This is a genomic window from Variovorax sp. OK212 (genome assembly GCF_900112425.1).
Taxonomy (GTDB): Bacteria; Pseudomonadota; Gammaproteobacteria; order Burkholderiales; family Burkholderiaceae_C; genus Variovorax.
The window spans coordinates 716,098-740,826 of the sequence record NZ_FOLP01000003.1; the positions used below are offsets into that span (position 1 = coordinate 716,098).

Genomic DNA, 24,729 nt, shown 5'->3' on the forward strand with positions numbered 1-24,729 from the left:
CCGCGCCCAAAGAAAAAGGCCGGCAGCGCGAATGCTACCGGCCTTTTCAGGCGCTTTCGAGGCAGGCCGGCGGCCTTATGGGCCGCGGCTCGCCCGGTTCTCTCAACCCGTGGCGGCTTCTTCCGCTTCGGGCTTCGACTTGCCTTCCTTCTTCGGAAGCGGCTGGATGTCGAGCAGCACTTCGTCCTTGTCGTCGAGGTCGACTTCGAGGCGGCCACCGTCGGTCAGGCGACCGAACAGCAGTTCGTCGGCCAGTGCACGACGGATCGTGTCCTGGATCAGGCGCTGCATCGGACGCGCGCCCATCAACGGATCGAAGCCCTTCTTCGCCAGGTGCTTGCGCAGCTTGTCGCTGAAGGTGACTTCCACCTTCTTCTCGCTGAGCTGGGTTTCCAGCTGCAGCAGGAACTTGTCGACCACGCGCAGGATGACGTTTTCGTCGAGCGCCTTGAAGTTGACGATGGCGTCCAGCCGGTTGCGGAATTCGGGCGAGAACAGGCGCTTGATGTCGCCCATTTCGTCGCCCGCCTGGCGCGGGTTGGTGAAGCCGATGGTCGCCTTGTTCATGGTCTCGGCGCCCGCATTCGTCGTCATGATGATGATGACGTTGCGGAAGTCGGCCTTGCGTCCGTTGTTGTCGGTCAGCGTGCCGTGGTCCATGACCTGCAGCAGCACGTTGAAGATGTCCGGGTGCGCCTTCTCGATTTCATCGAGCAGCAGCACCGAGTGCGGCTTCTTCGTGACGGCCTCGGTCAGCAGACCGCCTTGGTCGAAACCGACGTAGCCCGGAGGCGCGCCGATCAGGCGGCTCACCGCATGACGCTCCATGTACTCCGACATGTCGAAGCGGATCAGCTCGATGCCCATGATGTAGGCGAGCTGCTTCGCGGCTTCGGTCTTGCCGACGCCCGTGGGGCCGGAGAACAGGAACGAGCCGATCGGCTTGTCGCCCTTGCCCAGGCCCGAACGCGCCATCTTGACCGCCGAGGCGAGCACTTCGAGCGCCTTGTCCTGGCCGAACACCACGCTCTTGAGGTCGCGCTCGATGGTCTGCAGCTTGCCGCGGTCGTCGTTGCTGACGTTGGCCGGGGGAATGCGCGCGATCTTCGCCACGATTTCCTCGACTTCCGTCTTGCTGATGGTCTTCTTGCGCTTGCTCGGCGGCAGGATGCGCTGGGCGGCACCGGCTTCGTCGATGACGTCGATCGCCTTGTCGGGCAAATGACGGTCATTGATGTACTTGGCGCTGAGCTCGGCGGCAGCCTGCAGGGCCGCCACGGCGTACTTCACGCCATGGTGTTCCTCGAAGCGCGACTTCAGGCCCTTCAGGATGTCGACGGTTTCCTGCACCGACGGCTCGACCACGTCGACCTTCTGGAAGCGACGCGACAGGGCCGCGTCCTTCTCGAAGATGCCGCGGTATTCCGTGAAGGTGGTTGCGCCGATGCACTTGAGCTGGCCGCTGGACAGCGCCGGCTTCAGCAGGTTCGACGCGTCGAGCGTGCCGCCCGAGGCTGCGCCCGCACCGATCAGGGTGTGGATTTCGTCGATGAACAGGATGGCGTTCGGCTTGTCCTTGAGCGACTTGAGCACGCCCTTCAGGCGTTGTTCGAAGTCGCCGCGGTACTTGGTACCGGCCAGCAGCGCGCCCATGTCGAGCGAGAACACCTGCGATTCGGCCAGGATCTCCGGCACGTCGCCCTGCGTGATGCGCCATGCGAGGCCTTCGGCGATGGCCGTCTTGCCCACGCCGGCCTCACCCACCAGCAGCGGGTTGTTCTTGCGCCGGCGGCACAGGATCTGGATGACGCGCTCGACCTCGTACTCGCGGCCGATCAGCGGATCGATCTTGCCGTCCTTGGCCATCTGGTTGAGGTTCTGCGTGAACTGCTCAAGCGGCGATGCCTTCTCGTTGCGTTCGCCGCCGCCCTCTTCGCCCTCGCCCGAAGGCGCTTCGCCGGTACCCTTGACGGCTTCAGGCGGATCGCTCTTCTTGATGCCGTGGGCAATGAAATTGACCACGTCCAGGCGGGTGACGCCCTGCTGGTGCAGGTAGTACACGGCGTGCGAGTCCTTTTCGCCGAAGATCGCGACCAGCACGTTGGCGCCGGTGACTTCCTTCTTGCCGTTGCCGGTGGACTGCACATGCATGATGGCGCGCTGGATCACGCGCTGGAAACCCAGCGTGGGCTGGGTGTCGACATCATCGGTACCCGCCACCTGGGGCGTGTTGTCCTTGATGAAGTTGGTGAGCGACGCCCGCAGGTCGTCGACGTTGGCCGAGCAGGCGCGCAGAACTTCCGCGGCGCTCGGGTTGTCCAGCAAAGCGAGCAGCAGATGTTCCACGGTGATGAACTCGTGGCGTTGCTGCCGGGCCTCGACGAAGGCCATGTGCAAGCTGACTTCCAGTTCCTGGGCAATCATGTGATTTCCTTTTGCCTTGCTGTAAATAAGTTCTCAGATGGGTTGGAGCTTGCGCAATTCAACTGGTTCATGCAACCGGTTCGCTGACACATTGCAGCGGATGCCCGGCTTGCTGGGCCGCTTCCATCACCTGGTTCACCTTGGTGGCCGCCATATCGCGGGAATAAACCCCACAGACGCCGCGGCCATCGAGGTGGATCTTGAGCATGATCTGGGTCGCGGTTTCGCGATCCTTGCTGAAATATTCCTGCAGCACGACGATCACAAACTCCATCGGCGTGTAGTCGTCGTTCAGCATGACCACCTGGTACATCTGGGGCGGCGCAGTTTTCTGCGGCCGGCGCTCCAGGACGACCGAATCTCCGTCATCGCCCGCCGGTTTCTGCGCCGGCGGGGTGTTTGGAGTTTTTGGAATTCTCGTTGCCATGAAAAAGATTCTATAGAGCGTGCAAGCGGCGTGCCGACGCCAGAGGACTTGGTGGCGCGTATTCGACAAATCAAGGGCCTTGCGTCGTTGCCGACAACAGAAATTGCACATAAAAAAACCGGCGCGAGGCCGGTCTTTCATATATTGCGCAGCACCCGCGCCTTGGGCGCCGGCAATTTTTTTCCTGGCGGACGTGCCGGCGCCGGTAAATCGGGCGGCAATGCGTCGATTTCCGCGTCGCTGAGTTCCCGCTCGGGAGCTTCCGCGGCGGCCACTGGTGTTGGCAGCGGAGCTTTCGGTGGTTCGAATCGGCGCATCTGCTCGGTGGTCGGCGACGCAACCGGCATTCTTTGCGGCCGCGCCACCGGCGCCGGCGCCGCCATCACCGGCGGCACCCGGCAGACAGCATTGCCCTGCAAGGCCTGCCACTCCCCGCGGCGCAACACGTCCTGCTCGGCCTGCCACCGTTGCTGTTCGCGCGCCTGCTCGCTCCATTGCGCCGCCTGCAGCTTTCCCAGACGTTCGAACTCCAGCCGGACGGCTTGCTGCACCCATTGCGGCACGCACAGCGAGGCCAGTTGCGTGTCGCGCTCGGCCTTCTCGCGGGCCAACTCGAGCGTCCACCGCAGGGCCTCCAGTTGCGCGGTCGCCCTGCGCGTGTAGACCCACGCCCCCAGAACAGCGCCCAGCGCGCCGACGAGGAAGCAGACGATCGGCAAGCCGAGCGACATGCCGTGCATCAAGCGACCTCCCCTTCGGCATCCCTTTTGGGGTCCCGTTCGCCGTCCCGTTCACCCTCCCATTTGCGCAGCAGATCGAGCGGAATCGCGTCGGCCACCTCGCAGAAACGCCGGCCGATCATGCGTTCGGCCTGCTTGAGCAGGACCGCGACCGGGCTGCTGGGCTCATGGATTTCAAGCCATTCGCGCGCGACCCGGAGGCTGTCGCGCACATCTTCCCGCCACGCGACGCGCACGCCAGCGCCATCGGACGTCGCGGGTGTGATCGGCATCGCAGGGGCACCGAAGCTCTCGAGCGGATGGGCCGGTTCGCCGACCCTCTCGCTCACTGCTCGTTCGACCGGATCGAAAAGTTGCAATAAAACCACCAACGGCTTCAGCGAAGGCGCGTCCTGGCCCAGGTGGGCGGCGGACCACACGGCAATCCGTCGTGCGGCACGCGACGCCTCGGCGAGTTGCCGCACCGGGGCCGAGGCATCGGAAGCCAGCCGCAGTTCGTCCAGTTGTTGCGCCATCGAATCGGGACTGGGAGCATCGAGCGGCCGAGGCACGGCCCCGGCGCGTTCCACCTCGCGAACGGTCAGGTGGCGGGCGGCGTTCGCTGCGACCACGATGTCGCGTACGTCGCCCAAGAGCCCGTCCGGGTCGGCCAGCGCCGCGAGGGCATTGGCACGAACGGCCGGATCGCGCTCGCCTTCCACGACCATTTGCGGGTGAATGGCATCGGGCCAGGTCTGCAAGACTTCGGCCAGCGCGACCAGCGATTGCGCAAGCCCCGCGGCCTGGGCAAGCCGCGTGCGGGCCCTGCAGAGCCAGATCAGCAGGTTGATGTCCCAGGTCCGCAACAGCAGGCGCCGGCAGTCGCGCTCGATCTCCGCCCAGTTCGGCGCCTCCGGCGTGCCGACGAAGTCGCCGTACTGGGCAACCCCGCGCGGCAGCATGCGCGACAGCAGCACGGCGTACTCGGCGTCGTATTCGAGACTCGGACCGCAGGGCGTGTCGGCGCTGATGGGATGCAGCCAGTCCGGCACGGCGTCGTGCGGCATGCGCAAACGGGAAATGGGCGAGGCGTTGGAAGGGACGGCGTGGGTCATGGTGATGCGAACGAAAAAACTCAAACTGCCGCGGGCGCGGCGTCGCGACAGCGGGACCCGACGTACTGCTCGGGTTCGAAGACCATCCCGACGGTGTAGCCGCCGGCTTGCGCGGCGCCTTTGCCGGCCGGATCGGCCCCGCTGGCTGGCCCTGCGCCTTCGGCCCCGCCGAGCCAGGTCGACCAGCCCAGCTTCTCGGTGTCTTCCAGCCGCGCGGGCGGCGTGCTGTCGTTGCGCACGCGCAGTTCGACTTCCCAGACGAACTCGTGTCCCACGAAGCCGCGCACCCACTCGACGAGCAAAGGCAGGTCGCGCCCCTGCGGCGTGAAGCCCAGGTACTGGTCGAGGCTGAGCGGCCCGAGCACCAGCCGGAACTTGTTCTGCCGGTCGGCCACGACCTCCCCGGCGATCGCGCCCACGCCCATGACGCTGGAGGCCCGCGCCTGGCCCAGATGGCTGCGGTCGTCCGAATCGATGCGGATCCAGTGGAGGACGAACTCGTGCAACTGCACCGGCACCGCGAAAAATCGCGCGAGCGTGGCGGCCAGCCCATCGGGGTTGCGGGCCTCCCGGCCCAGGTGCGTCGATGCCGCAAGGCGCGCATGGGCGGGGAGCACCGAATCGCGGATCTCCAGCGGGTCGTGCCCCGTCAAGCGGGCGACATAGCCGCTGAAGACCTCGTCGTTCATACGATCGAGCCCCGCGGCGGCCTGGCTCTGCGCCCACGCCCGGTAAATGTGCGTCAGGTAGCGGTGATGGAACAGGTCCAGGAAATCCGCGAGCGTCGTGTCGTTGTGGTTCTCGCTGCGCTCGCGCACCATCTCGGTGTAGTGCAGCGGCAACGGGCCGTTCGGTCCGAGCATGCCGAGACCGTAGACGCGCACGACGGGGAGCCTCGGGTTGTTCCCCGAGCGGGGATTCGCGGCGCCGGGCACTTGCGCGCCCTCTTCGCCCGGCAGCACGGCTTCGGCGATTTCGCGCGGCGCAAAGGTCAGCGCGGCCGCCTGCCCCAGGCGAAAAGACTCCTGCTGGGGACGGCTCGCCAGCCCTATCGGTGGCTCCTGTGCATGCTGCGCGCCAAGCCGGCGCAGCAAGGCGAAGAAGCCGAACTTCCATGGCGTTCGGCGTAGCCGCTCAAGCATCGGCATCGGCATCGGCATCGGCATCGGCATCGGCATCGGCTGCGGCTGCGGCTGCGGCTGCGGCTGCGGGACAGCATCGCGCTTCAATGGGGTGTGCCCTCATCGAGACCGGCATCTGTGCGCGTCGAGCCGATGCGAACGTGGCTGTCCGGCGACAGCGCGTGATGCTCGCGCCGCGTGAGGCCAGGCAACGGGACCTTTGCGTCGCGGGCCAGTTCAGGAGCGAACAAGCTCAGCACGTCCTCGGGTTCCGCTGCATCGAGCAGGCCGGAGTGCGCCAGTGGCTCGAACTCTTCGATGATGCGATCGATGCCTTCACGCGGCAGCAGGATGTCGCGCAGCAAGGCGTAAGGCTCCGCCTGCCTCTGGAGGTCGTCCAGCGAGGGGGCCGGCTCGCCGCCCGTCGCCAGGAGGCCCTCCCAGTCGGTGCGTCCGGCAAGTTGGCCGGGGTCGCGCACCACCCGGACGAACTCGTCATGGAGCTCGTCGAGCAAGGTCAGCGGTTCGTCGGATCTGGGCAGCGGTGCTTCTGGAGAAAGAACAGGTGCGGCATGCGGTGTAATTTGCGCTGACGAGTCCATCAATGCCGAAAGGACGTCTTGCGTTGAACGCCCTCCCGCGCCCGAGACGCCCAGCATCCCGAAAGGATTCGGGTGCGTTGCCATGCCGGTACCGTCTTCGGCGTGAGCTGCCAGATCGCGCAGGTCGAAAGCCGATGGCTCCTGTGCGATCGGCCCCTTGCTGCCGAACGCCACGGGCGTCGGATCCTCGGAGGCTTCGCCCTCCTCCCGCTCCACCACGAAACGCAGCAGCCCGAGTTCCAGTGAGTCACCCTCGGCGATGGGGACCGACCCGCCCCCGGGAACGCGTTCGCCGTTGACCACGCACGTCAATGTGAAACTGCCATTCAGCAGTTGCCAACGCCCGGCTTCTATGTTCCAGGCGACGCGGCACATGTTCGCCAGGCGCCACTGGGCGTCGCTTTGGCGTTCGCCGCACAGTTCGAGGGCGTCGGCCATGCCGGCGCCGGCCGCGGGAATGCGCAATGCCCCGCTGCGGGCATCACCCGCGCGATGCGTCAGGCGAAGGCGCAAGGGCGGGATTTCGCCGGGGCCGGTGGACGCCCCAGGACTGTTCATGGTGCTCATGGCATGCCACCCCACAATTTCTGCAAGCAGTTGGCTGCGCCGACAAAACGCCCTTGCGCGTCCTGCTGCCAGAACGCACTCTCGGCGCGCGCGTCGCTCAAACGCTGCGGCCAGTCGGACCACGGCAGGTAACGAACCCCATGGAGTCGCGCACCGAGGTCGTCCTGCAGCGACGGGCCGGCCCAGTGATCGAGCAAACAGACGGCGCGATGGGCCTGCTGCGCCTGTTGAGCCTGTCGGGCCTGTTGCACCTGTTCCGCCTCGTCGTCGTTGCTCCGCCCTGCGCCCAACACCCCGGCCTGCGCGCGCCACAACGCCTTCACCGTACCTTCCATCGCCGCAAGATTGGCGCGGCCTTCCACCTGCGTATGGCGGGCTACCGCGCGAGCCAGCCAGAACTGCCAGTCGCACGGCTGCCGAAGCTGCGCTTCGAAATGCCGCAGCACCCAACGCGGCTGGGCCTTCTGGTACACCACCAAGGGGTGATGGCGCCCCACGCGGTCGATCGACGGCGCGATCACACCCAGCACGAAGCGCCGACGCGCAAACGCAAGCGTCCCGGGTGGCAGGACGAAAGCGGCGGGCAAGGCCACCGCCTTGGCGCTGGCATCGACGCCTGCGCTGTGGCTTTGCTCGTCGAGCCAGCCCGCCCATGCTTCCAGCTCGCCATGGCGCACGCCGCTGCGCACGAAGTCTGCGTGATCCGGCAGCTTCCCCCAGATGGCAGGTGCCGTGATGCGCCAGCCATCGATCCATCGGGGCCACATGGCTCAGGCCGCCCTGCCGGGACAACGGAAGCCCTTGAGCACGTCGCTGTTGAGCGGATTGGGCTGGCTTCCGGAATTGATGTCGATCAGTGCCTTGCGGCCGTCGAAGGCGTACTCGACGCTCAGGCGGCCCGGCGTCGCGGTGTTCACGATGCGCCCTTTTTCAAGCAGGCGAAAAAGCGCCCACGGCCCGTTCGTCAGGATGGTCGAGGTCGCTCCCGAGATGCGCGGATTCGCGGTGATCTCCGCCATCGAGCCACCCCGCGGTCCCGGCCAGTTCACCGGCAAAGGCTGCACCGGGCCGTGCACGTAGCGTTGGCCCTGCCCGTCGATGTCGAGAACCAGGTCCGTGATGCCGGGTTCGAGTTCGAGCACGCGCACCTCCATCTTCCAGGCGAACTTCTTGCCGCCCGCGTCGCGAAAGAAGAGATCGCGGATCTGCTGCGCCCGATAGAAGGCGTCGAGGTTCGGACCGCTGCGGGCCAGCAGCTGGAGCAGCTCGCCGAGCAGCGTCGGGCCCGTGGTGGCGGGCGCCGGCGCCACGCCGAGGGCCGCGCCCTCTGCGCCGACCATGGCGTTCGCGGTGTTCGGATCCTTGTAGCGCCATGGGCGCACGCTGGTGTCGACGTATGCGGCGAGGTACTTGTTGAAAAACTCGTCGGCAGCGCCGCCGACCGCGAACACCTGAGTGAAGTCCTCGATGGACGCGTCCTGCGCCACCGCCACCAGCGGATAGCGCCCCTCCACGCCCCGCTTGCAAGGCTCGCTGACCTGCATCGCCATCAGGCCCATGATGCGGTCGAGTTGCAGTTGCGCCTGGTTGCGCAGGATGCCCGCCGAACCCTGCACGACCTTGTCGCTGCCGCTGGTAGCCAGCGCACTCAGCACCTCGCGAAAAGGCGCCGGGAGTTTCCCGGCCTCCAGCTTCAGGCGCGCGCCGACTTCTGTCCCGCCGGGCGGCAGGTTGCCGGCCGCGAGTGCCGTGTCGGCGACGACCAGCAAGGTATAGAACTCGTTGACCAGGCCGGAGACCGATTCAAGCCCCGCCTTGGCCCCTGCGGCGCCGGTGCTTGCCGCACCGATGTCCGGTTGGCCGGTCACGACTTCGCGCAACGCCGCGAAGCGGTTGTCGACGATCTGTTTCTCGAGCCGCTCCTCCGCGCGAATGCCGAGATTCCTGCCGAGGGCGTTGGTCTGCTTGTTGAGCTCGTCCGTGGCCTTGTCGAGAAAGCCCTTGTCCTCCTGCGCACGAACGGCTAACGGGCGAGACAGCGTGGTCTCCCGTGCGGCCGCGCGCGCCAACCGTGCCAACGGCGAATCGGGCGCGGCGAATTGCCGCAGCACATTCAGGTCGAAGCCGAGACTGGTGCTGTTGGTTCCGGTCGTGCTGTTGGTTCCGATGGGGTCGCTGCCGCTGACGGTGCGAATCGATTCGAGGAAAGCTTCCCAGTGCCGCGCGTACTCCGCCAGATACTGCCGGCGGATGTCCTCGAGCAAAGGATCGTTCTGCAGCTTGCGGGCGGCCTCGTCCACCCATTGCGCGGCCTTCGCTTGGCCTCCCGCGACGCCGGCGACGGTGCCGTCGCGCCCCATGACCCAGGCATCGTCGTCCAGCGCCCGGCCCACGAACTCCGGCAGGCGCCTGTTGAAGACGTCGTGGTAGCCGTCGTAGGTGAAAAGCCCCGGCACGCCTTTCTCGAGCGGCAGGCCGCCGGCCCGCGAGAACACCGTGCCGGCCTGCGGCCCGACCGCCCGCACCAGCGTGAATTCCTGCGGCGCCTCGGGCAGCATGGCGGCCTTGGCCCTTTCATAGACGCGCTGGGTCGAGGTATTGCCGTTGAGGAAGTCCTGCACCGAGCGCACCAGCGCTTCGTTGGGCAACGAGCCCGACTGCACCGGTCGCTCGCCGGAAAAGAGCGCCGTCACGTGATCGATCATGGAGGCGCGACCGCCGAAGGCCGCGGCGCTGTCCGCGTTCTCCCAGTCCTTGAGCACCCAGTTGCGCACGTCGCGCGCGCCGCCCTTCATGTAGCGCTCGCGGTCGTGCAGCAGCTTGTAGACGCGCAGGGTCTCGTAGGCGGTCTTGGCGTCGCCGTCCTTCACACTCTGCGCCAGCACGGCTTCCACACGCTTGAGGATGGTTGGCAGCAGCATGTGGTCCTGCAACCGCGCATAGGCCTCGCCGGTCGCGCCCAGGATCGGGGGTGCTGTGTACAGGCCATAGAGAAAACTGCCGGGCGGGTTGTCGAGATCGAGGCCGACATAGCCCGGCAGCTCGCGGGCCCCGTTGAGCACGTCGGGAACGCCCGCGGGGTTGAAGTTGGCGAACAGCGTGCGCACCTGGCCGGCAAGCACTTGCGCGCGCTGGCCCACGGTGTCCAGGTAAAGGCGGTTGTTGCCGAAGCTGAGTGCCAATGCGCTGGCAAGCCAGAGAAAAAGCACCACGGACAGCGCATGCCCCGCCAGCCGCAGCAGCCGGAAGCGAAACTCCCAGCGCAGGTTCGGGCGCACCAGGTGCGCCTCGGGAATGATCACCCTGGTCAGCACGTCCTGCAGAAAGAAGCCTTGCTGCCCACGCGTCGGCGCCGAGCCGGCTGCCCTTCGGGGCAGCACACCGAGGCTGCGCTGCAGCCGCTGGAACAAGGTGCCGGGGTCGGCCGGCAAGTCCGTGTCGGCCTGCGCACCACTGGTGAAATAGACGCCGCGCAAGGTGTCGTGCAGTTGCGTCCGGTCGAAGCGTGACGCCAGGAAGATCTCGTCGAGCATCGGGACCAGCGGACCCGCCAGCCCCGCCAGTTCCTGCGGCAGGGCGAACAGCCGCTTGCGGCGCTCGACGTCGAACTCTTCGTTCAGGCGCGTGCGCAATCCGGCCGCGAGCCGCTCCTTGAGCAACGCGAGCTCTGCCTGCATCTGCGCGCGCAATGCTTCGCGCCGTTCCACGGCGGCACGGGAGCTCTTCATGCCATGGAACGGCAAGGTGAAGCCCCAGGCCTGCGTGCGCCCTTCGCTGGTGAGCGACTGGAAGTACTCGCTGAATCCGCGCAGCAGGTCCATCTTGGTGACAACCACGTACACGGGGAAACGGATGCCCAGTTCCTCGCGCATGTCGGCCAGCCGGTCGCGCACCATGCCCGCATGTTCGGCGCGCTCCATGGCCGTCATGGTCAGCAGTTCGGCCGCATTGAGTGCCACGATCACACCGTTGAGCGGCGCGCGCGTGCGGTGCTTGCGCAGCAGGCCCAGAAAGCCGCGCCACTCGACCGGGTCGGTCACGGGATTGCTTTCCTGCGTGGTGTAGCGGCCGGCGGTGTCGATCAGCACGGCTTCGTTGGTGAACCACCAGTCGCTGTGCAGCGTGCCACCTTCCGACTTGAACACCATGCGCCTGGAGGCATGGCCCATCTGGCGCGCCAACGGAAACTGCAGCCCGGCGTTGAGCAAGGCCGTGGTCTTGCCGGCGCCTGGGCTGCCCAGGATCATGTACCAGGGCAACTCGTACAGATAGCGTTTGCCCTCGAACACGCGGCGCAATCCGCCAGCGCCGCGCAAGCCCTTGAGCTGCGCCAGGGCGCGGTTGACGGCCGCGGTGACCGTCTTGATCTCCTCCTTGCCCGTGTCGTCCTTGCCGGTGTCGCGGCCGAAGTTCAGGAGCCTGGCGAGCAGGTCTTCGTTGTTGCGCAGGGCCTGCCACAACCTGTAGAGCCAGTAGAGCACGCAGGCCAGCAGGATGGCCGCGATGAAGGCAGCGCGCAACCAGGCCGGCGCCAGCGGCTTGGCCGCGCCGACGGCCAGCAGCGGCCCGGCGTGCCACACCAGCAGGCAAAGTGCGGCAATGCCCACCAGGCTGTACGGCCCCGAGACCAGCCAGAGGATGCCGAGCACCAGCAGCAGGACGATGAAGGTGACCCGCACCCCGACCGCGGCCAGCGGGCGCAGCCCGTCGATGGCAAGCAACGGTCCGATGAACCAGATCGCCAGCGCCAGCAGCGCCATGGCGGCAAAGGCGAGCATCTGCCGCGAGAAGAGAAATGCCAGGAACTGTTTGAGGTATTGCATGAAAAGCTTCCTTGGCTGCCCTTAGCGCACCACAGCCGCGCGCGGTGCCGGCGGCGGTACCGGCCGCACGACCGGATGGCTGCGGTCGTCGCCCTGCGTGACGACGATGTCGACCCGGCGGTTCTTCGCGCGTCCGCTGGCCGTCGCGCTGTCGGCAATCGGCGCCGTGTCGCCGCGGCCCTCGGTGCGGATGCGCGAGGCCACCACGCCTCGGCCTTGCAGCACGGCGGCCACCGCGGCAGCGCGCTTCTCGCTCAGCACCTGGTTGTCGGGAAACTCGCGGGTCTTGATGGGCCGGTTGTCCGAGTGACCGGTGACCTGCACGGAACCCGAGACCTGGTTGATCTCATCGGCCACCTTGGCCAGGACCGGCAGGATCTTCGCGTTCATCCGCGCCTGGCCCGGCACGAACATGTCGTCGCCCTTGAAGGTGACCGCGCTGCGACGGTCGTCTTCGTCCACGCTGACGGTGCCGCGCGCAATCTCAGGCGCCAGCAGCTCCTTCAGCCGCAGCGGCCTGATCGGCGGTGCTGGCGGCGCCGGCGGTGGCCGCATCCGGCCGATGGCCGCGATGCGCTCTTCCACGTCGGCGCTGAGGTGAAGAAGCTGGTACTTGTACCAGGCGAAGAGGCCGAGAAGGATCAACGTGAGCAGCGATGCACTCACCCATACCGGTACGCTGCGCAGCAAGCGAAACCTGCCCGCGCCGACGCCCTTCCAATGCGGGGAAAGGTCTTGTGGCACATCGCCACGCGCGGTTCCCAGCAGGTTGAAGAGCCGGTGACGCACCGTCTCCAGTTGGCGGCGCCCGTTGGCAGCCGTGCTGAAACGTCCTTCGAAGCCAAGTCCGAGGATCTGGTACATCAGTTCGAGCAGGTCGATGTGCTCCTGCGGGCTCGCGGCCAGGCGCCCGACGAGCAGGAAGAACTTGTCGCCCCCCTTGGTGTCGCCATGAAACTTCGCGGCCAATTGCTGGCCGGCCCAGACACCGGCCTCGCCGGCCTTGCCTCCACCCCACTCCGTGCTGTTGGCCGCTTCGTCCAACGCCGTGCACAGCGAGTAGCTCGCGGCGACGGCATGTTCATGCCTGAGGTGCGCGCTGCTGCAGATCGACTGGAAGCTCGCCACCTCGCGCTCCAGCAGCCGATGGATGGCCGTCAGCCCGTCCTCACCGAGCGTCGCCGGCATGTCGGCCAGCGCGCGCAACAAGGGCTGCGCGGCCTCCAGCAAGGGGTTCTGCGCCGCCACGACTGCGGCAAGACGATCTTGCGTTGCGGCCTCGGGGGCGAGCGCCGGGCCTTCGGCCAAGCTGCGGACCACAGCCGTGCCGTCCAGCGGATCGCCGTGCGGATCACGCCTGCCAGCGCCTTCGAATACGTCGTCTGGTTCTTCGTTGTAGGGCATGGCACGTCGGGAAAAATGAGGGGGCTGGTCGAGATGAAGGAAGCGGACCCGGTCAGGCCTCGCACTCGGAACCGTCGTTGACGATCTGTTCGAAGCTGCTGTTGCGGATATGGCTGGTCTTCATGCGGCCGTCGACCATCCGCCACACCCCCGTGCCTTGCGAGTGGTCGATGACCACCGTTGCGGCGAGCGGCGCGCCCCGGCTGCGCTGGCGGCCGATGGCGAAGGTCATGTTGTCGAACTGGCAGCTCTCCATCATGAGCCGCGTGCCGGCCACGAGCACGTCGCCGCTCCCGGTGCAGTTGCGAAACACCACCTCGCCCGTGCAGCCGATGCCTTCGAACTCCGCGGGAGCAGATCCGCCGCCCGAGAAGGTGCAGCCGTCGAACACCACGCCGCTGCTTCCGTCGCGGCCGCAGAAGACCGACCGGCCGACCGATCGGCACTGGCTGAAGCTCACCTTCTGCATCACACCGAAGTCGTGGTTCGGCGCCAGGAACTGGCAGTCGACGAAAGTGCAGTCGGTCATCGATGCCAACCTGACATTGCCGTCGCCCGCGAAGTCGCAGCCGGTGAATGTGAGGTTGCGCCAGACCACGCCCACGAAGGCGCCCGGCGTCATGTCGGCGCCGGCGATGGTCATGGCCGCCGCGCTGCTGTCGAGCAGGCGGATGTATTCCTTCTGGAGGCTGGTGATGGGCGTGGTCATGGGTTGCTCCGGCGTGTCACTTCTCTCGAACGCCCCAGAGCTCCAGGCGCAAGCCCGGAAACTCTCCCGCCACGTGAAGCGCCAGGCCGCCATGCCTGGCCATGTGCTCCCACAGCGGGCCTCGCGGGTCGATCTGAAAATAGACGAAGCCCGCGTTAAACGGGATTTGTCGAGGCGGCACCGGCAGTGCCTGCAGCGGGATGCCCGGCAGGTGCGAGCGGATGAGTTCGGCGAGGCGGTCACTGGGGCCGACCTTGCAGCACGCCGGAAACTGGCTGGCCAATTGGTCGGGCGGTGTGTGCGCCGCCACCGCGAACACCAGGCTCGAGAAGCCCTGCAGCTCCGACGGGTCGACGCTCGCGACGTGAACGCCGTTGGCGCGGTCGGCCAGCGGAATGCTCTGCGCGCTGCGCACCAGCACGTCGTTGAGCAAGGCCTGGACGTCACCCATCAGTTCCCTGAAGGACAGGTAAGGGTCGATGTGCTGGTAGGCCGGATGCGCCCGGGGGCGGCGCGTGCTTGCGCGCACGAAGGTGGCAAGCTCTCCGCTCAGGGTCCGCAGCGCGGTGTAGATGGATTCGGGCGAGGTCTCGCGCACCCGCAGCCAATGCTCGAACAACGGTTCGTAGCGGTTGAGTATCTGGAGCAGCAGGAAGTCGGACACCTCCGCCGCTTCACTCGACTTGCCGTCATTGCCGCTGAGCCGGGCTGCCAGCGACTGTGCCCGCAGCCGGCACAGGCCATGGAGGTTCGTGAGCCAGTCCGCCAACAACGGGCTCGCGCCGTAGCCGGCGACGGGCGGAATGAGGTTCGGATCGATCGCGATGCTGCCGTCTGAGCGCAGGACCGTGACCTTGGCGAGCGGCAGGCCGATCCATGCGTCGGTCAACTCGCGTTGCGGCAGCAGCCGCACACGCAGCCGCGAGAGCTGCACTGTCTTGGGCCCCTGGCCGACGGAGTTGGCGTCCCGCAGTTCGGTGTCGAACACCGAGAACCGCGCCAACGATGCCGTGGACATGGCCGGGTCGTCGAAGGAGGTTTCCTCGCCGTTCGGCGTGCGAATGGGCACGGCGAGATAGATGATCTGCTCGAGATGCTCGGGCAGGATGGTGAGCGGCGCAGGTGGCGGGGTCTGGCCCGGCGCGTCGAACGGCGTGCCGTCGGAGAAGATGCCGGCCGCGCTGCCAAGCACGAGCTTGCCGAGCGACAGCGACTCCGCATCGATGCCGTAGTGCGTGAACCCCCAGTAGAAGGGACCCAGCGACGCAGCCCGCTTGTGCGCCATGTGCTCGAGGTAGCGCTCCTGCTGTTGAAACAGCTGCGGACGCAGGAAGAGCCCCTCGCTCCAGGCGACTTTGTTGTACCAGCTCATGAGATCGATCGTTGATGTTGTGCTGCGAGCCAGGCGGGCTCATCGGATGGGGGTGAGCTGGATGCCCTTGGGCTGCAGGTCGACCTGCAGCCGGACCTTGTTGGCCGGCACGACCGATCGGTACCAGGCCGTCTCGGGCGCGGGATCGATCTTCAGCACCGCGCGCCAATCGGCTTGCGCCAGGTCGCGATAGCCTGCGATGACGCCAATGGCGCCGATGTCGGGATGCGACTTGCGCTTGAGGGTCTTGGCATCACCGGGACGCAGGATGAATTCGTCGCGGACGAGCAGGTCCGCCGCGATCACGGCCTTGTCGTTGGCATTGAGCGAGAAGTAGTCGGCCTGCTCGAAGGTGCCTTCGGACTTCAGTTCGTACACGCGCACGAGGATCGGCGACGCCCTGCCCTTGTCGTCCGGATTGACGCCGGCATCCGCCGCGAGGGTGATCTCCAGCCTGGTCTGTTCCCGGGGATAGGAGAACTGCGCGTGCGCGGGCGATGCGACGCCCAGCACGGCTGCCATGGGCACGGTGGCCACGAACAGGCGTGCGACGAGAAGCCAGCAGAGGCCGGACACATTGAGGACCATGGTGGACAGATGAAGGAGTCGAGGCTGTTCGCCGAAAAACCCGGCTTCGGAGCGCGCGATAGGTCAAGACACACCGCGTGCCCCGAAGCCGGAAACCCCTGGAAAGAGCCAGGGACCGAGCGAGCGGCTCAGGACTCTTTGTTGCCCTTGATGTCGTAGCCGGCGGTCACGGCACCGCCGCTGCCGCCCTGCGCGTTCTGCACGGCGTATTCCTGCTTGATCTTCGAGAACGAGAGGCGTACGCGCTCCTTGACGCGCATCTCGTCGGCGTTCGAACCGAAGGGCTGGATGGCGGTGATGATCACGTCGCTGAACGTGAACTTGAGGTACTCGAGCGGATTGCCGCCGGCCTTGCGAACGGTGAGCTTCGCTTCCTGCACATGCTTGCCGGTCAGGCAGTACTTCATGAGATTCGGGCTCGACCGGTCCACGTAGTGGTCGAATTCCAGGTCTTCCACGGTGGCCTTGCCGGCGCCACCGCCAGAGCCGGCGTGCATGGTGGACTCCTGGAAGGCCTTCCAGTTGAAGGCCAGCACCTCGATCTCGTTCTTGTGGTCGGCGTCCTGCGACTCGCCTTCGATGCCGTTGATCTTCAGAAAAATGTCTTGCGCCATGAAAACTCCCTGAGCTTGTGATGTGTGATGTGACAGTGACGGAGGTTCAAGCGCTCTTGGCGGCGCCCTGAACTGTTTGGAGGGCGGCGTCTGTGCGCCACTTCATCGAACGCTTGGCCGCAACGCGATCTGGCTGCGCGATCAGGCCGCTTCCTTGAGCGACGGCAGCTTGGCCACGAGCCGCAGCGAGACGGTCAGGCCTTCGAGCTGGAAGTGCGGCCGCAGGAAGAACTTGGCGCTGTAGTAGCCGGGGTTGCCCTCGACGTCTTCGACCACGACCTCCGCTGCCGCGAGCGGCCTGCGGGCCTTGGTCTCCTGCGACGAGTTGGCGGGATCGGCATCGACGTAATGCATGATCCATTCGTTGAGCCAGCGCTGCATGTCCTCGCGCTCCTTGAACGAGCCGATCTTGTCGCGCACGATGCACTTGAGGTAATGCGCGAAACGCGTGCTGGCAAACAGGTAAGGCAGCCGGGCCGACAGGTTGGCATTGGCCGTTGCGTCGGGGTCCATGTACTCCTGCGGCTTCTGTACCGACTGCGCGCCGATGAAAGCAGCGTGGTCGGTGTTCTTGCGGTGCACCAGCGGGATCAGCCCGGCCTTGGCAAGCTCGGCTTCGCGGCGGTCGGAGATGGCGATTTCGGTCGGGCACTTCATGTCGAAGCCGCCGTCGTCCGTGGGAAAGGTATGGCAAGGCAGGTTCTCGACGGTGCCGCCCGACTCCACGCCGCGGATCATGGTGCACCAGCCATAGAGCTTGAAGCTGCGGTTGATGTTGACGGCCATGGCATAGGCCGCGTTGCTCCACACGTAGTTGCGATGGTCGGCGCCTTCGGTTTCTTCCTCAAAGTCGAACTCGTCGACCGGATTGGTCTTCGCACCGTAGGGCAAGCGCGAGAGAAAGCGCGGCATCGCGAGGCCGACATAGCGCGAATCTTCCGTGTTGCGCAGGGAGTTCCAGGGCGCGTGTTCGAGGTTCGAGGTGATCTTGGCGAGGTCACGGGGATTCGCCAGCTCCTGCCACGATTCCATGCCCAGCAGCGACGGGGCAGAGCCCGCGATGAAGGGCGCATGCGACGCCGCGGAAATGCGCGCGAGGGCACCGAGCAACTCGACGTCGGGCGGCGTGTGGTCGAAGTAGTAGTCGGCCACGAGGCAGCCGTAGGGCTCGCCGCCGAGCTGGCCGTATTCCTCCTCGTAGATGCGCTTGAAGATGGGACTCTGGTCCCACGCGATGCCCTTGTGGCGGCGCAACGTGCGGCGGACTTCGTCTTTCGACACGTCCATGAAACGGATCTTGAGCTTCTCGTCTGTCTCGGTGTTGTAGACCAGGTGATGCATGCCGCGCCAGGCCGACTCGACCTTCTGGAAGTCGTCCTTGTGCAGCACGAGGTTGATCTGCTCGGACAGCTTGCGATCGATCTCGGCAATGATGGCTTCGATGCTGCTGTACGCGTCGTCCGTCATCGTCGCCGTGTTGACGAGCGCCTGTTCGGCCAACGTGCGCACGGCGGCCTCGACGGCGTCGCGTGCCTCTTCGGTCTTGGGCTTGAACTCGCGGTCGAGCAAGGACGCGAAATCGGAAGGGTCGGCGTACTGCGCCGTCTCGGGTGCGTGGCGCACGGGTTCGATGGTGATGCTCATGGGGTTTCCGTCCGTGAAGTTCAGGACGCCGATTCGGCAGTCGACTCGTCGTTGCTCGCCGGTGCACGAGGCTTGGGCGCCTGCGCCAGCGACTTCATGAGCGCCGGATCCTGCAAAAGCTTGTTGACGAGACCTTCGGCGCCCGCCTTGCCGTCCATGTAGGTCTGGAGATTGGCGAGTTGGGTGCGTGCCTCGAGCAACCGGCTGAGCGGCTCGACCTTGCGCGCCACGGCAGCCGGCGAGAAGTCTTCGATGCTCTCGAAGGTGATGTCGACCATGAGCTGGCCTTCACCTGTGAGCGTGTTGGGCACCGCGAACGCCACGCGAGGCTGGATGGCCTTCATGCGTTCGTCGAAATTGTCGATGTCGATCTCCAGGAACTTGCGCTCTGTGACCGGCGGCAGCGCTTCGACAGGCTTGCCGGAAAGATCGGCCAGCACCCCCATGACGAAGGGCAGCTCGATCTTCTTCTCGGAACCGTAGATTTCCACGTCGTACTCGATCTGCACGCGCGGTGCCCGGTTGCGGGCGATGAACTTCTGACTGCTGTTGTTGTTGGCCATGAAAACTCCCTGCTGAAAAAGACGGAACGAGAAATGGACGCGGGCGCTGGACCGAGCGCGACGCACCGGAAAATCAGGCGTACTCGGTGTGGCAGACGATGGCGCCCCCTCCTTGCAAATCGTGGCCAGGGCCATGGCGAGCTTCGATGTCGACGGACATCCGGACGATGGTTCGCCGCCGATGCAGCGCGTCGAGCCACTCCCTGGAAAGAAGTGGCAGCAGCTTCTGCTCGATGAAGCCGATCAGCCGGCGGGCGCCGGTTTCATGGGTGCCGCAGCGCTCGATGACTTCATGCACGACCGCGGGCGTGTACACGAGCTCGATACCGTGCTGCTCGTTCATGCGATCGACGACGCGCTCCAGGTGCAGCGAGACGATGTCGCCCAACGCCTCGGCGCCCAGAGGCAGATAGGGCACGACCGACAGACGCCCCAGGAAGGCGGCCGGAAAAACGGTGCGCAAGATCGGCTGCAGCTCGTCGCGCAAGAGCTCGACGCCAGGCAACGGCGAGACACCTTCGCAGAGACTCGCAATGCGCTCGGCGCCGGTGTTGCTCGTCAGCAGGATCGTGGTGTTCCTGAAATCGATGTGCCGCCCCTCGCCGTCTTCCATCCAGCCCTTGTCGAACACTTGATAGAAGATCTCGTGTACGTCAGGGTGCGCTTTCTCGACCTCGTCGAGAAGGATCACGCTGTACGGCCTGCGCCGCACGGCCTCGGTCAAGACGCCGCCTTCACCGAACCCGACATAGCCCGGCGGCGACCCCTTCAGGGTCGACACGGTGTGCGGCTCCTGGAACTCGCTCATGTTGATGGTGATGAGGTTCTGCTCTCCGCCGTACATGGCTTCCGCGAGGGCGAGCGCCGTTTCTGTCTTTCCCACGCCGGAGGGGCCTGCGAGCAGGAACACGCCCACCGGCTTGTTCGGATCGGAAAGCCGGGTGCGCGCGATCTGTACGCGCTCTGCAATGGCGGCAAGTGCATGGCCCTGGCCGATCACTCGCTGATCGAGCCGGCCCTGAAGACCGAAGACTGCCGCCACTTCGTCCTTGACCATGCGGCCGACGGGAATGCCGGTCCAGTCGGCCACGATGGCGGCAACCACGGACTCGTCGACTTGTGCAAATACCAACGAAGCATCTTGTTGGCGCGAGAGCAGCTCGTGCTCGAGGGCGATCAGCTGCGCCGGGAGCGGCTTGCTCCCGGCGCAGCCCGCCTCTTCTTCGCGGCCTCCCTCACCCCTTCGCAATGCATGAATCTCCTGAACCGAGGCCAGCTCGTCGTGCCATCTCGCCTCCTGCAAGACCAGTTCGTCGACGGCCGCCGACAGCTTGGCCTTGGCAGCATCGACAACGCTCGAGCGGGCCTCACTGCCTTGCGCCACCAGACGCTCCCGTGCCAACAAGTCGAGTTCGATTCGCAGGGCCGCGATCTGCGCGCGCAACCGTTCGACCACCGCTGGCGGCGTGTGCAGCGACATCGCCACGCGCGCGCATGCGGTGTCGAGCAGGCTGATCGCCTTGTCCGGCAGTTGCCGTGCGGGGATGTAGCGATGTGAGAGCGTGACCGCCGCACGCACGGCCTCGTCGAGGACCGTGACACCGTGGTGAGCGGCAAAGGTGGCGACGAGTCCGCGCACCATCTCGATGGCGGCAGCCTCTTCGGGCTCGGCCACCTGCAGCGTCTGGAAGCGCCGGGTCAGCGCGGGGTCCTTCTCGATGTGGCGCTTGTACTCGCTCCAGGTGGTGGCGCCCACCGTGCGCAGCGTGCCGCGTGCCAGCGCCGGCTTGAGCAGGTTGGCCGCATCGCCGGTACCGGCCTGGCCACCGGCGCCGATCAGGGTGTGGACCTCGTCGATGAAGAGGATCACCGGCTGCACAGACTTGCCCGCTTCGTCGAGCAACGACTTCAAGCGCGACTCGAATTCACCCCGCATGCTTGCACCAGCCAGCAGCGTACCGACGTCGAGGCTCAGGAGACGCGCATCGCGCAGCGCGGGAGGCACTTCGCCGCCGGCGATAGCCAGGGCCAATCCTTCCACCACCGCGGTCTTCCCTACGCCAGCCTCACCGGTCAACAGCGGGTTGTTCTGTCGACGACGCAAGAGGATGTCGACCATCGTGCGGATTTCATGCACACGACCGATGACTGGGTCAACCTGTCCGGCCCGAGCGCGCTCGGTCAGGTCGGTGCAGTAACGCGCCAGTGCCGACTTGCCATCCGGTGAGCCCGGGAGGGCTCCGCTCGCTTCGCCCGGCACTGCGAACGGGAGGCCTGAACCGTCGTGGGGACCTTCTCCATCTTCAAGGGAGCCAGCGACGATGCCGGTCGCCGCCTCGACCAAGCCGTCGACGGGAATGCGTTGAAACGCCGCAGAGATGCCAAGCAGCGTGCGACGCAACTCCGGCGTCTGCAACAGCGCGGCGATCAACCACGCGCCGCGGATACAGCGGTCGCCGAATTCGAGGCTGGCCAACACCCAGGCGCGTTCGATGGCGGTCTCGATGTGGTGCGAAAAGTCGGACAGCGATGTTGCACCTGCGGGCAGCGCCGACAACGCGTACGCCATGTCCCTCTCCACCGCCTGCGCATCGATCTTGTAGTGACGGCAGATGCGATGCAGGTCACTGTCGTTGAGCTGCCAGAGTTGATGGATCCAGTGCGTCAGCTCGACATGCGGGTTGCCTCGAAGCCGGGCGAAGGCGGTCGCGGACTCGATGCCGCGAAACAGCGTGAGGTTGAGCTTGCCGAACAAGGCCCGGCGCGCGATCGTCATCGGGCGAATCCGCGCACGTGGAGCGACGCTGCCGACCCGATGGGCTTGCAAGCCGAGCCCGAGGCCACTTCACTTCTTTTCGCCTGCTTCTTGTTCACTTTGCCCTCCCATGCTTTCTGGAATGGGCGCGATTCTGGACGGCTTCCCCTGGGGCACGCCAAGCACAATTTCAGCCAATAGTTACCTGGTAAAAGCAGGCCATTGATCTGTGCAGTTTGTCTATTTTGGGCAGCTCGGCATATCTCTAAAGTATTAGTTCTTTCTCGCCAGAGCAAATCTCTGGGCAAATAAAAAGCCCTTGAATTCCTTCCAGGAAGTTCAAGGGCTCGGGGGCTTGGTGTCTTTGGACACCAGCAAAGGCGAAAGCAATTACATGTTGTCGATCATGACTTGCCCGAAGCCCGAGCAACTCACTTGCGTGGCGCCATCCATCAGGCGCGCGAAGTCATAGGTGACCTTCTTGCTGGCGATCGACTTTTCCATCGAGCTGATGATGAGGTCGGCCGCTTCCTTCCAGCCCATGTGGCGCAGCATCATTTCAGCAGAGAGAATTTCGGAACCGGGGTTCACGTAATCCTTGCCGGCGTACTTGGGGGCCGTGCCGTGGGTGGCTTCGAACATGGCGACGGTATCGCTCAGGTTCGCACCTGGGGCGATGCCGATGCCGCCAACCTGCGCGGCCAACGCGTCGGACACATAGTCGCCGTTGAGGTTGAGCGTGGCAATCACGCTGTACTCGGCCGGGCGCAGCAGAATCTGCTGCAGGAAGGCGTCGGCGATGCTGTCTTTGACGGTGATTTCCTTGCCCGACTTCGGATTCTTGAACTTCATCCAGGGGCCGCCGTCGATCAGCTCGGCGCCGAACTCCTTGGCGGCCAGGTTGTAGCCCCAGTCACGGAAGCCACCTTCGGTGAACTTCATGATGTTGCCCTTGTGCACCAGGGTGACGCTGGACTTGTCGTTGTCGATGGCATATTGAAATGCCTTGCGCACCAGACGCTCGGTGCCTTCGATCGACACGGGCTTGACGCCGATGCCCGAGGTGTCGGGGAAGCGGATCTTCTTGACGCCCATTTCGTCCTGGAGGAACTTGATCAGCTTCTTGGCCTTGTCGCTCTCGGCTTCGAATTCGATACCGGCGTAGATGTCTTCCGAGTTCTCGCGGAAGATCACCATGTTGGTCTTGTGCGGCTCGCGCACCGGGCTGGGCACGCCCTGGAAATACCGGATCGGACGCAGGCAGACGTACAGGTCGAGCTCCTGGCGCAACGCGACGTTCAGCGAGCGGATGCCGCCGCCGACGGGCGTGGTGAGCGGGCCCTTGATGGAGATGACGTAGTCGCGCACGGCGTGCAGCGTTTCCTCGGGAAGCCAGACGTCGGGGCCGTAGACCTTGGTCGACTTCTCGCCGGCGTAGACCTCCATCCAGTGGATCTTCTTCTTGCCGCCGTAGGCCTTTGCCACTGCGGCATCGACCACCTTCAGCATGACGGGAGTGATGTCCAGACCGGTGCCGTCGCCTTCGATGAAGGGAATGACCGGTTCGTCAGGCACATTCAGCGAGTTGTCGGCGTTGACCGTGATCTTCTGACCTTCGGTCGGGACTTTGATGTGCTGATAACTGGACATGAGGGGGTATGGCTCCGGGGATCGGCTTAATTTTGACGACTGTCAGCGAATTCAGACACGGCGCGGATTCGCTGTACAGCCAGTGAACAAATCGCTGTACATTTTAGACGCAACCCCACAGCAAGCGTTTGTCAACCGACGGGCCAATGGGCTCGTTAGTGGCAGACCTTCTGCTCGCCGGGAGGCGTTTCCAACCAATTCTCGATAGAGGAATCATCAATGAGCAAAATTCTCGCAGTCATGATCGCTGGCCTGTTCGCCGCTGGCGCCTACGCCCAAAACCCGGCTGGCACGACGCCCGAACAAGGTAACGCCACGAACAGCAAGTCGCAGCAACGTGCTGAAACCAAGAAGGCTGCCAAGCCCGCTGGCCAAGTCAAGGCTGCCGGTGGTGACGAAGCCAAGACGCCCGAAGGCGGCGCCATTGGTGCCGACAAGGCTGCGGCCTCCGGCGAGAAGCGCGCTGAAACCCGCGACCAGCGTCGTCGCAACAAGGACGGCAGCATCAAGCGCAAGTCGACCCAAGGCGCCACCCCGAAGTAATTCGGCAGGCCTCGAAAAAAGCGCTCCATCGGAGCGCTTTTTTTTCGTCTTCCCTCGTCAGATGGCTGTCAACCGCGACGCGCAGGGCCCGTTGAATGTCTACCTTCCGCAGGAAGGGCAATCCAGATCAACGAATTTCAAAGGATTTCTTCATGAACAAGCTGCTCGCAGCCCTGGTCGCCGGCCTCTTCGCTGCCGGTGCTTTCGCTCAACAAGCCGAACCCACCACGGCCGCTCCCGCAGCCCCGAAGGTTGCCAAGCACGCTTCCGCCAAGAAGCACGTTGCTGCCAAGAAGCACAAGGTTCGCCACATGGCCAAGGCCCACACGGCCACCGCCAAGAAGGTGTAAGCTTTCAAGCTCACCGGCAATGCCCGCATCAGCGGGCATTTTTATTGGCATTTTTTGATTTAGGCCGGGCCCCGATCCCGCCCTGAAAGAGTTGTCCGATGTTCAAGCGTCTCGCCGCCCTGCTCCTCGTGTCCGCGTCCTTCATGATGTCGGCGCATGCCCAGCAGCAACCACAGACCGACCTGCCACGCACGCAGCTTTCGGTCGGCCTGTACAAGATCGACGCGCAGATTGCGCAAACACCCCAGCAACGCGAAATCGGCCTGATGTTCCGCAAGGAAATGCCGCAGGCCGAAGGCATGATCTTCGTGTTCGAGCAGCCTGCCACGCAATGCTTCTGGATGCGCAACACGATCCTGCCGCTCACCGCCGCCTTCGTGGCCGACGACGGCCGCATCGTCAACCTGGTCGACATGCAGCCGATGACCGAGAACTCGCATTGCTCGCTGGAGCCGGTGCGCTACGTGCTCGAAATGAACCAGGGCTGGTTCGCCAAGAAGAACATCAAGAAGGGTGCCAAGCTCGGCGGCGAGTTGTTCGCAGCCGCCAAACGCTGAGAGCATCCGCCGGCCAGCTCCCGGCTGCAGCCCACGAAAAAGCCGACCCTGGGGTCGGCTTTTTTACTGGGGAACGCTCGGAATCAACCGAAGTTCTTGGCGGCGAAGTCCCAGTTGGCCAGCTTGGCCAGGAAGGTCTCGACGAACTTCGGGCGCAGGTTGCGGTAGTCGATGTAGTACGC

Annotated in this window: 21 protein-coding genes; 3 read left to right on the forward strand and 18 right to left on the reverse strand. The window is 65.3% G+C overall.

Annotated features, from left to right (window positions below):
• Positions 1-102: 102 nt before the first annotated feature.
• The 17 genes from clpA to icd form a co-directional block, all read right to left on the reverse strand.
• Entirely contained in the window at positions 103-2,424 is a 2,322-nt protein-coding gene (clpA, locus tag BM004_RS13725) for an ATP-dependent Clp protease ATP-binding subunit ClpA (protein WP_093121422.1), read from the reverse strand.
• Positions 2,425-2,491: 67 nt separating this feature from the next.
• The gene (clpS, locus tag BM004_RS13730; RefSeq protein WP_070060554.1) at positions 2,492-2,851 is read right to left on the reverse strand and encodes an ATP-dependent Clp protease adapter ClpS; all 360 of its coding nucleotides are present in this window, start codon (positions 2,849-2,851) and stop codon (positions 2,492-2,494) included.
• A 137-nt stretch (positions 2,852-2,988) separates the two neighbouring features.
• On the reverse strand, positions 2,989-3,591 hold the full coding sequence (locus tag BM004_RS13735) for a hypothetical protein (RefSeq protein WP_093214014.1): 603 nt from the start codon (positions 3,589-3,591) through the stop codon (positions 2,989-2,991).
• Positions 3,591-4,685 carry a type VI secretion system protein TssA gene (locus BM004_RS13740; protein WP_256219889.1) on the reverse strand — a complete coding sequence of 365 codons (1,095 nt, stop codon included), beginning with the start codon at positions 4,683-4,685 and terminating at the stop codon, positions 3,591-3,593. Before BM004_RS13740 ends, BM004_RS13735 begins: the two co-directional genes overlap by 1 nt.
• Positions 4,686-4,705: 20 nt before the next feature.
• A complete protein-coding gene (gene tssG / locus BM004_RS13745) occupies positions 4,706-5,839 on the reverse strand; it encodes a type VI secretion system baseplate subunit TssG (RefSeq protein WP_371269469.1) in 1,134 nt (377 codons plus the stop codon).
• A 71-nt stretch (positions 5,840-5,910) separates the two neighbouring features.
• Positions 5,911-6,975, reverse strand: coding sequence for a TagK domain-containing protein (locus tag BM004_RS13750; protein ID WP_093214017.1), 1,065 nt, complete (start codon positions 6,973-6,975; stop codon positions 5,911-5,913).
• The gene (tagF, locus tag BM004_RS13755; RefSeq protein ID WP_093214020.1) at positions 6,972-7,742 is read right to left on the reverse strand and encodes a type VI secretion system-associated protein TagF; all 771 of its coding nucleotides are present in this window, start codon (positions 7,740-7,742) and stop codon (positions 6,972-6,974) included. The genes BM004_RS13750 and tagF overlap by 4 nt, the downstream gene beginning before the upstream one ends.
• Positions 7,743-7,745: 3 nt before the next feature.
• Entirely contained in the window at positions 7,746-11,798 is a 4,053-nt protein-coding gene (gene tssM / locus BM004_RS13760; RefSeq protein WP_093214022.1) for a type VI secretion system membrane subunit TssM, read from the reverse strand.
• Positions 11,799-11,819: 21 nt separating this feature from the next.
• On the reverse strand, positions 11,820-13,202 hold the full coding sequence (tssL, locus tag BM004_RS13765) for a type VI secretion system protein TssL, long form (protein WP_093214026.1): 1,383 nt from the start codon (positions 13,200-13,202) through the stop codon (positions 11,820-11,822).
• A 52-nt stretch (positions 13,203-13,254) separates the two neighbouring features.
• Complete coding sequence (locus BM004_RS13770) at positions 13,255-13,911, reverse strand: hypothetical protein (RefSeq protein WP_093214028.1); 657 nt, start codon at positions 13,909-13,911, stop codon at positions 13,255-13,257.
• Positions 13,912-13,927: 16 nt separating this feature from the next.
• The gene (tssK, locus tag BM004_RS13775; protein ID WP_093214031.1) at positions 13,928-15,283 is read right to left on the reverse strand and encodes a type VI secretion system baseplate subunit TssK; all 1,356 of its coding nucleotides are present in this window, start codon (positions 15,281-15,283) and stop codon (positions 13,928-13,930) included.
• 39 nt (positions 15,284-15,322) lie between these two features.
• Complete coding sequence (gene tssJ, locus BM004_RS13780; RefSeq protein ID WP_093214033.1) at positions 15,323-15,871, reverse strand: type VI secretion system lipoprotein TssJ; 549 nt, start codon at positions 15,869-15,871, stop codon at positions 15,323-15,325.
• A gap of 128 nt (positions 15,872-15,999) precedes the next feature.
• Positions 16,000-16,485, reverse strand: coding sequence for an Hcp family type VI secretion system effector (locus BM004_RS13785; protein ID WP_093121407.1), 486 nt, complete (start codon positions 16,483-16,485; stop codon positions 16,000-16,002).
• A 141-nt stretch (positions 16,486-16,626) separates the two neighbouring features.
• Positions 16,627-18,129, reverse strand: coding sequence for a type VI secretion system contractile sheath large subunit (tssC, locus tag BM004_RS13790; RefSeq protein ID WP_093214036.1), 1,503 nt, complete (start codon positions 18,127-18,129; stop codon positions 16,627-16,629).
• 20 nt (positions 18,130-18,149) lie between these two features.
• Entirely contained in the window at positions 18,150-18,692 is a 543-nt protein-coding gene (gene tssB / locus BM004_RS13795) for a type VI secretion system contractile sheath small subunit (protein ID WP_093214038.1), read from the reverse strand.
• Positions 18,693-18,765: 73 nt separating this feature from the next.
• Positions 18,766-21,468: a type VI secretion system ATPase TssH gene (gene tssH / locus BM004_RS13800; RefSeq protein WP_093214041.1), complete on the reverse strand. Its 2,703-nt coding sequence runs from the start codon at positions 21,466-21,468 to the stop codon at positions 18,766-18,768.
• Positions 21,469-21,837: 369 nt separating this feature from the next.
• Complete coding sequence (icd, locus tag BM004_RS13805) at positions 21,838-23,097, reverse strand: NADP-dependent isocitrate dehydrogenase (protein ID WP_093214042.1); 1,260 nt, start codon at positions 23,095-23,097, stop codon at positions 21,838-21,840.
• A gap of 219 nt (positions 23,098-23,316) precedes the next feature.
• Here icd and BM004_RS13810 point away from each other — a divergent pair, with 219 nt between their 5' ends.
• The 3 genes from BM004_RS13810 (at position 23,317) to BM004_RS13820 (ending at position 24,547) form a co-directional block, all read left to right on the forward strand.
• The gene (locus BM004_RS13810) at positions 23,317-23,640 is read left to right on the forward strand and encodes a nuclear transport factor 2 family protein (RefSeq protein WP_093121312.1); all 324 of its coding nucleotides are present in this window, start codon (positions 23,317-23,319) and stop codon (positions 23,638-23,640) included.
• A gap of 152 nt (positions 23,641-23,792) precedes the next feature.
• Complete coding sequence (locus tag BM004_RS13815) at positions 23,793-23,990, forward strand: hypothetical protein (protein WP_093121311.1); 198 nt, start codon at positions 23,793-23,795, stop codon at positions 23,988-23,990.
• 98 nt (positions 23,991-24,088) lie between these two features.
• A complete protein-coding gene (locus BM004_RS13820; protein WP_093121309.1) occupies positions 24,089-24,547 on the forward strand; it encodes a DUF192 domain-containing protein in 459 nt (152 codons plus the stop codon).
• Between the two features lie 83 nt (positions 24,548-24,630).
• On the opposite strand, the gene BM004_RS13825 is transcribed toward BM004_RS13820, so the two are convergent.
• The coding region (locus tag BM004_RS13825) for a Fe-Mn family superoxide dismutase (protein ID WP_305727953.1) at positions 24,631-24,729 on the reverse strand (99 nt) is incomplete at its 5' end.

Coding starts and splice junctions, on each gene's coding strand:
- clpA (WP_093121422.1), bottom strand. CDS start 2,424: ATGATTGCCCAGGAACTGGAAGTCAGCTTGCACATGGCCTTCGTCGAG.
- clpS (WP_070060554.1), bottom strand. CDS start 2,851: ATGGCAACGAGAATTCCAAAAACTCCAAACACCCCGCCGGCGCAGAAA.
- BM004_RS13735 (WP_093214014.1), bottom strand. CDS start 3,591: ATGCACGGCATGTCGCTCGGCTTGCCGATCGTCTGCTTCCTCGTCGGC.
- BM004_RS13740 (WP_256219889.1), bottom strand. CDS start 4,685: ATGACCCACGCCGTCCCTTCCAACGCCTCGCCCATTTCCCGTTTGCGC.
- tssG (WP_371269469.1), bottom strand. CDS start 5,839: ATGCCGATGCCGATGCTTGAGCGGCTACGCCGAACGCCATGGAAGTTC.
- BM004_RS13750 (WP_093214017.1), bottom strand. CDS start 6,975: ATGAGCACCATGAACAGTCCTGGGGCGTCCACCGGCCCCGGCGAAATC.
- tagF (WP_093214020.1), bottom strand. CDS start 7,742: ATGTGGCCCCGATGGATCGATGGCTGGCGCATCACGGCACCTGCCATC.
- tssM (WP_093214022.1), bottom strand. CDS start 11,798: ATGCAATACCTCAAACAGTTCCTGGCATTTCTCTTCTCGCGGCAGATG.
- tssL (WP_093214026.1), bottom strand. CDS start 13,202: ATGCCCTACAACGAAGAACCAGACGACGTATTCGAAGGCGCTGGCAGG.
- BM004_RS13770 (WP_093214028.1), bottom strand. CDS start 13,911: ATGACCACGCCCATCACCAGCCTCCAGAAGGAATACATCCGCCTGCTC.
- tssK (WP_093214031.1), bottom strand. CDS start 15,283: ATGAGCTGGTACAACAAAGTCGCCTGGAGCGAGGGGCTCTTCCTGCGT.
- tssJ (WP_093214033.1), bottom strand. CDS start 15,871: ATGGTCCTCAATGTGTCCGGCCTCTGCTGGCTTCTCGTCGCACGCCTG.
- BM004_RS13785 (WP_093121407.1), bottom strand. CDS start 16,485: ATGGCGCAAGACATTTTTCTGAAGATCAACGGCATCGAAGGCGAGTCG.
- tssC (WP_093214036.1), bottom strand. CDS start 18,129: ATGAGCATCACCATCGAACCCGTGCGCCACGCACCCGAGACGGCGCAG.
- tssB (WP_093214038.1), bottom strand. CDS start 18,692: ATGGCCAACAACAACAGCAGTCAGAAGTTCATCGCCCGCAACCGGGCA.
- tssH (WP_093214041.1), bottom strand. CDS start 21,468: ATGACGATCGCGCGCCGGGCCTTGTTCGGCAAGCTCAACCTCACGCTG.
- icd (WP_093214042.1), bottom strand. CDS start 23,097: ATGTCCAGTTATCAGCACATCAAAGTCCCGACCGAAGGTCAGAAGATC.
- BM004_RS13810 (WP_093121312.1), top strand. CDS start 23,317: ATGAGCAAAATTCTCGCAGTCATGATCGCTGGCCTGTTCGCCGCTGGC.
- BM004_RS13815 (WP_093121311.1), top strand. CDS start 23,793: ATGAACAAGCTGCTCGCAGCCCTGGTCGCCGGCCTCTTCGCTGCCGGT.
- BM004_RS13820 (WP_093121309.1), top strand. CDS start 24,089: ATGTTCAAGCGTCTCGCCGCCCTGCTCCTCGTGTCCGCGTCCTTCATG.